Raw genomic sequence first — 4,939 nt, 5'->3', positions numbered from 1 at the left:
ACCAGGATAGCGCCGTCCATCTGCGCAGCACCGGTGATCATGTTTTTAACGTAGTCGGCGTGTCCCGGGCAGTCAACGTGCGCGTAGTGGCGGGTCGGGGTGTCATATTCAACGTGGGAAGTGTTGATGGTGATACCACGAGCTTTTTCTTCCGGCGCGTTATCGATCTGATCGAATGCACGGGCAGAACCACCGTAGGTTTTAGCCAGAACGGTAGTGATTGCAGCGGTCAGCGTTGTTTTACCATGGTCAACGTGGCCGATAGTACCGACGTTAACGTGCGGTTTTGTACGTTCAAACTTTTCTTTAGACATCGATTGTCCCTCTAAGACACGGATAAATCGGTGGTATCACCACATCAACCAGGCTTATGCCTGAATTTGCTGAATGCATTAACAGAAGAAAAACAGGAAGGAGAATAGAAGTGGTGCTGATAGGCAGATTCGAACTGCCGACCTCACCCTTACCAAGGGTGCGCTCTACCAACTGAGCTATATCAGCACATCTGGAGCGGGCAGTGGGAATCGAACCCACATCATCAGCTTGGAAGGCTGAGGTAATAGCCATTATACGATGCCCGCATCTTAGAACTCGGCTACCTGCTTAATTCTGTTTTGAATATGAGAGGAGACCTCTCAGTATTCGAGCCGACTCGCCTGGAGCTTGTCGTCTCAGGCTTCGCGAAGCGTCGCCTTAAAATGGTGGTGGGGGAAGGATTCGAACCTTCGAAGTCGATGACGGCAGATTTACAGTCTGCTCCCTTTGGCCGCTCGGGAACCCCACCAGGCACTTGATGGTGCCGACTACCGGAATCGAACTGGTGACCTACTGATTACAAGTCAGTTGCTCTACCTACTGAGCTAAGTCGGCATCAAGTAGCGCGCATTCTAGGAACACAGGCGCCGCTATGCAACAAAAAAATCGCATAAAACGCACTACCGCTCATATTTTGCGCGACACATCGAATATTTGATGATTAATCCGCCGTTTGTGACTCATTTTTGACCCTGGAGACAAATAGTAGCTCCCTGCGCCAACGTCAGAGATCACCTTCCACCTTACGCCAAAATGGCGCTTTATCTTTTATTGCTTCTGAATCGAGCTCCTCTGGCTCCTTTTTGCTAAACAAATCCGCAGTACATATACCGGTGAGAGCTGAAACAGCTATTGGCTTGAAGGTGATGCCTCTTCGCGAAAGGATGAGGTTAGCTTTTTTTTCTTATTATTCTCCTCCATCTGGTGTTACCCTCCTGCCCATTGTTGAAAAGTAAAATACGTTGCGCGCCTTTGATTATCTGAGGTTGGTTTCATTTCCTTAGTCCGCGTTTAACGTTCATTTTGTCCTGAATTACAGGCAGAAGCATGCTTATGAGTAATAAAGAGCAAATATTGACGACCCCTTATATGCAGTTCAACCGAAGCCAATGGGCAGCCTTGCGTAATTCAGTACCGATGACGCTGACCGAAGGGGAAGTCGCGCGGTTGAAGGGTATCAACGAGGATCTCTCTCTTGAAGAAGTGGCAGAAATTTACCTGCCTCTGTCTCGTCTACTGAACTTCTATATCAGTTCAAATTTGCGCCGCCAGGCCGTTCTTGAACAGTTCCTCGGCACTAACGGACAGCGCATCCCCTACATTATTAGTATTGCGGGCAGCGTTGCCGTAGGAAAAAGCACAACCGCACGCGTGTTGCAGGCGCTGCTTAGCCGCTGGCCCGAACACCGTCGGGTAGAGTTAATTACAACCGATGGTTTCCTTCATCCGAATAAAGTGCTCAAAGAGCGTAATCTGATGAAGAAAAAGGGATTTCCACAATCCTATGATATGCATCGCCTGGTGAAGTTTGTTTCCGATCTTAAGTCGGGAGCAACTAACATCACCGCACCTGTCTATTCCCATCTTATATATGATGTGATTCCCGACGGTGACAAAACAGTTACGCAGCCGGATATTTTACTGCTTGAAGGATTAAACGTTTTACAAAGCGGCATGGATTATCCGCACGATCCGCATCATGTATTCGTTTCGGATTTCGTCGACTTTTCTATTTACGTTGATGCTCCGGAAGATTTGCTGCAGGACTGGTATATCACCCGCTTTCTGAAGTTCCGGGAAGGGGCATTTACCGATCCCGATTCTTATTTCCATAACTATGCGAAACTGTCGGAAGACGAAGCGGTTAATATCGCCACGCAGCTCTGGAAAGAAATTAACGGGATGAATCTAAAAGAAAACATACTCCCCACACGCGAGCGTGCCAGCCTGATTATGACCAAAAGTGCAAATCACGCAGTGGAAAGCGTCCGGTTACGCAAATAGTAAAAAAGGGGGATAATATCCCCCTGCCATATTAATTCACGCCACGCAGAGATATTTCACCGCCTACCCAGGGTTTGATCGCTCCATCCTGCTCTAATAGCAATGCGCCCTGTTCATTTATTCCTCTGGAAATACCATATATCTCACGATCGCCAATAATCAGTTTAACCTGACGGTTAGCGTAATTATCAAGTACCTTCCAACGTGCGAGGAATGGCGTAAGGCTTTCGTTCTCAAATAAAGTTAATGCCGAGCGTAATTCCTGGATCAAAGCGATTGCCAGCGCGTTACGATCGATTTTGATCCCGGCTTCCTGAAGGTTGATCCAACCCTGATTAATAACATCCGCCGCGACATTACGCATAGCGAGGTTAATGCCCGCTCCAATGACAATCTGCGCTGCATCACCCGTCTTCCCGGTCAATTCAACCAGTATGCCGGCCAGCTTACGATCGTTGAGATAGAGATCGTTAGGCCATTTAACCCTGACTTCATTAGCGCCCAGGCCGCGAAGTACTTCAGCCATGACGATACCAATGACCAGACTCAGTCCGACTGCTGCGGCAGGCCCTTGCTCCAGCCGCCAGTACATTGAAAGGTAGAGGTTTGCACCAAATGGAGAGAACCATTGTCTGCCACGACGACCACGTCCTGCCTGCTGATATTCCGCAATGCAGGCATCTCCGGGCTGAAGGCTATCAAGCCGCTCGAGCAAATATTGATTCGTGGAGTCGATAACGGGCAAGACCGCAACCGATCCCTGCTTTATTTGCGCTTTAATCAAGGACTCGTCAAGTAACTGTATCGGATCGGGTAAGCTATATCCTTTCCCCGGTACGGTAAATACATCAACTCCCCAGTCACGTAGCGTTTGGATATGTTTATTTATAGCCGCACGGCTCATCCCAAGCTTTTCACCCAACTGCTCGCCAGAGTGAAATCCTCCATCTGCCAGAATGGAAATCAGGGTAAGGGGGATTCTATTATCTTTCATGCAATGGTCTCCACGGCGCTAACTTCACCCTTCGCGCTAATAAAGCGAACCTCTGGTTCCAGCCACACGTTAAATTTTTCACCAACGCGCTGACGAATATAATGCGCCAGCTTGACGACATCCTGACTGGTGGCATCCGCTTCATTTATTAACACTAACGCCTGCTGGCGATGAACTGCAGCACCGCCAACCTGATATCCCTTTAGTTCGCACCTATCGATAAGCCACCCTGCGGCCAGCTTTACAGATCCATCAGCCTGGGGATAGTGAGGCATGCTGCTGAATTCGGATAATAATCCGGTAGCCTGTTCCGCCGTAATCACCGGATTCTTGAAGAAACTACCGGCATTACCGTTAACGCGGGGATCCGGCAGCTTCGTCATGCGCATATGGCATACCGCATCAAAAACTTCCTGCGGTGTAATAGTGGTTGGATCAAAGCGAGTTAAATCACCGTAGGTCAGAACGGGCCGCCATCGTTTAGGAAGACGCAGGCCAACGGCGGTTATCGCATAATTGTTGTGATAATCATGTTTAAAAATGCTGTCGCGATAGCCAAACTGACACTGTGTATTATCAAGACGATGCAGGTCGCCGCTACGTAGATCGACGCAGTCAACGTAGGCACAAACGTTTTTTAATTCAACGCCATAGGCACCAATATTTTGAATTGGAGAAGAGCCAACGCAACCTGGAATCAACGCCAGATTTTCCAGCCCTGGCATATTCTTTTGTAAGGTATACTCAACGAGATGATGCCAGTTCTCACCTGCACCTACGTGCAAATACCATGCATCATCTTTTTCTGTCACCGCAATTCCGGCAATGCGGTTAACGATTACCGTGCCGATAAAATCATCAAGAAAGAGGATATTGCTTCCCTCACCCAGAATCAAAACCGGCTTTTGTAATGATACGGCTTCGTCCCAGGCCTCCTTGAGCTGTTGCACGGTCTGTACAATGACAATACGCGAAGCATTGGCCTGAATACCAAATGTATTGAAGGTCTTAAGGGAGGTGCCCATGTCGATATCTTTCCTGAGTTTAAACCCGGTTAGTTTACCTTATCTGACTGAGCTTGGCTTGTATGGCGGGAGATGCTGTAAATCGCAGACAGCAAAAGGCCCTGCACTTGCGTGCAGGGCCTGTCACTGATTTGGAGCCTGGCAGTTCCCTACTCTCGCATGGGGAGACCCCACACTACCATCGGCGCTACGGCGTTTCACTTCTGAGTTCGGCATGGGATCAGGTGGGACCACCGCGCTGTTGCCGCCAGGCATATTCTGTTTCATTAACCGTCATTCTCATGACCATCAATGTTTAATCTCGGAATKCAGCTGAAAATTAAATTATCGTCTCTCACCAAAACACCTTCGGTGTTGTAAGGTTAAGCCTCACGGATCATTAGTACTGGTTAGCTCAATGCATCGCTGCACTTACACACCCAGCCTATCAACGTCGTCGTCTTCAACGTTCCTTCAGGAGCCTTAAAGGCTCAGGGAGAACTCATCTCGGGGCAAGTTTCGCGCTTAGATGCTTTCAGCGCTTATCTTTTCCGCATTTAGCTACCGGGCAGTGCCATTGGCATGACAACCCGAACACCAGTGATGCGTCCACTCCGGTCCT

At 48.8% G+C, this 4,939-nt stretch carries 4 protein-coding genes, 4 tRNA genes and 2 rRNA genes; 1 reads left to right on the top strand and 9 read right to left on the bottom strand.

Going from position 1 to position 4,939, the window contains the following annotated elements; translation table 11 throughout:
* The 5 genes from E2L00_RS21210 to E2L00_RS21190 all read right to left on the bottom strand — a co-directional run.
* A partial coding sequence (locus tag E2L00_RS21210; RefSeq protein WP_044643658.1) for a GTP-binding protein occupies positions 1 to 314 on the bottom strand: 314 nt, incomplete at its 3' end.
* A gap of 111 nt (positions 315 to 425) precedes the next feature.
* Positions 426 to 501: transfer RNA gene (locus E2L00_RS21205), tRNA-Thr, on the bottom strand.
* Positions 502 to 506: 5 nt separating this feature from the next.
* Positions 507 to 581 (bottom strand) — tRNA-Gly (locus E2L00_RS21200).
* Positions 582 to 699: 118 nt separating this feature from the next.
* A tRNA-Tyr gene (locus E2L00_RS21195) sits at positions 700 to 784 on the bottom strand.
* Positions 785 to 794: 10 nt separating this feature from the next.
* Positions 795 to 870 (bottom strand) — tRNA-Thr (locus E2L00_RS21190).
* Between the two features lie 498 nt (positions 871 to 1,368).
* Between E2L00_RS21190 and coaA the strand changes: the two genes are divergently transcribed.
* Entirely contained in the window at positions 1,369 to 2,319 is a 951-nt protein-coding gene (coaA, locus tag E2L00_RS21185; RefSeq protein ID WP_236127793.1) for a type I pantothenate kinase, read from the top strand.
* 31 nt (positions 2,320 to 2,350) lie between these two features.
* Here the strand turns inward: coaA and birA are convergent, their stop codons facing one another.
* The 4 genes from birA to E2L00_RS21165 all read right to left on the bottom strand — a co-directional run.
* Positions 2,351 to 3,313 carry a bifunctional biotin--[acetyl-CoA-carboxylase] ligase/biotin operon repressor BirA gene (birA, locus tag E2L00_RS21180; protein WP_167615022.1) on the bottom strand — a complete coding sequence of 321 codons (963 nt, stop codon included), beginning with the start codon at positions 3,311 to 3,313 and terminating at the stop codon, positions 2,351 to 2,353.
* Positions 3,310 to 4,338 carry a UDP-N-acetylmuramate dehydrogenase gene (murB, locus tag E2L00_RS21175; protein ID WP_167615020.1) on the bottom strand — a complete coding sequence of 343 codons (1,029 nt, stop codon included), beginning with the start codon at positions 4,336 to 4,338 and terminating at the stop codon, positions 3,310 to 3,312. The genes birA and murB overlap by 4 nt, the downstream gene beginning before the upstream one ends.
* Positions 4,339 to 4,474: 136 nt before the next feature.
* Positions 4,475 to 4,590: ribosomal RNA gene (gene rrf / locus E2L00_RS21170) — 5S ribosomal RNA — on the bottom strand.
* Positions 4,591 to 4,696: 106 nt separating this feature from the next.
* Positions 4,697 to 4,939: ribosomal RNA gene (locus tag E2L00_RS21165) — 23S ribosomal RNA — on the bottom strand; the annotation flags it as partial.

This window comes from Cedecea colo, from assembly GCF_011808225.1.
Classification (GTDB): Bacteria; Pseudomonadota; Gammaproteobacteria; order Enterobacterales; family Enterobacteriaceae; genus Dryocola; species Dryocola colo.
Note: the sequence above shows the minus strand (reverse complement) of the source record. Positions and strands in the feature narration are given on the sequence as shown.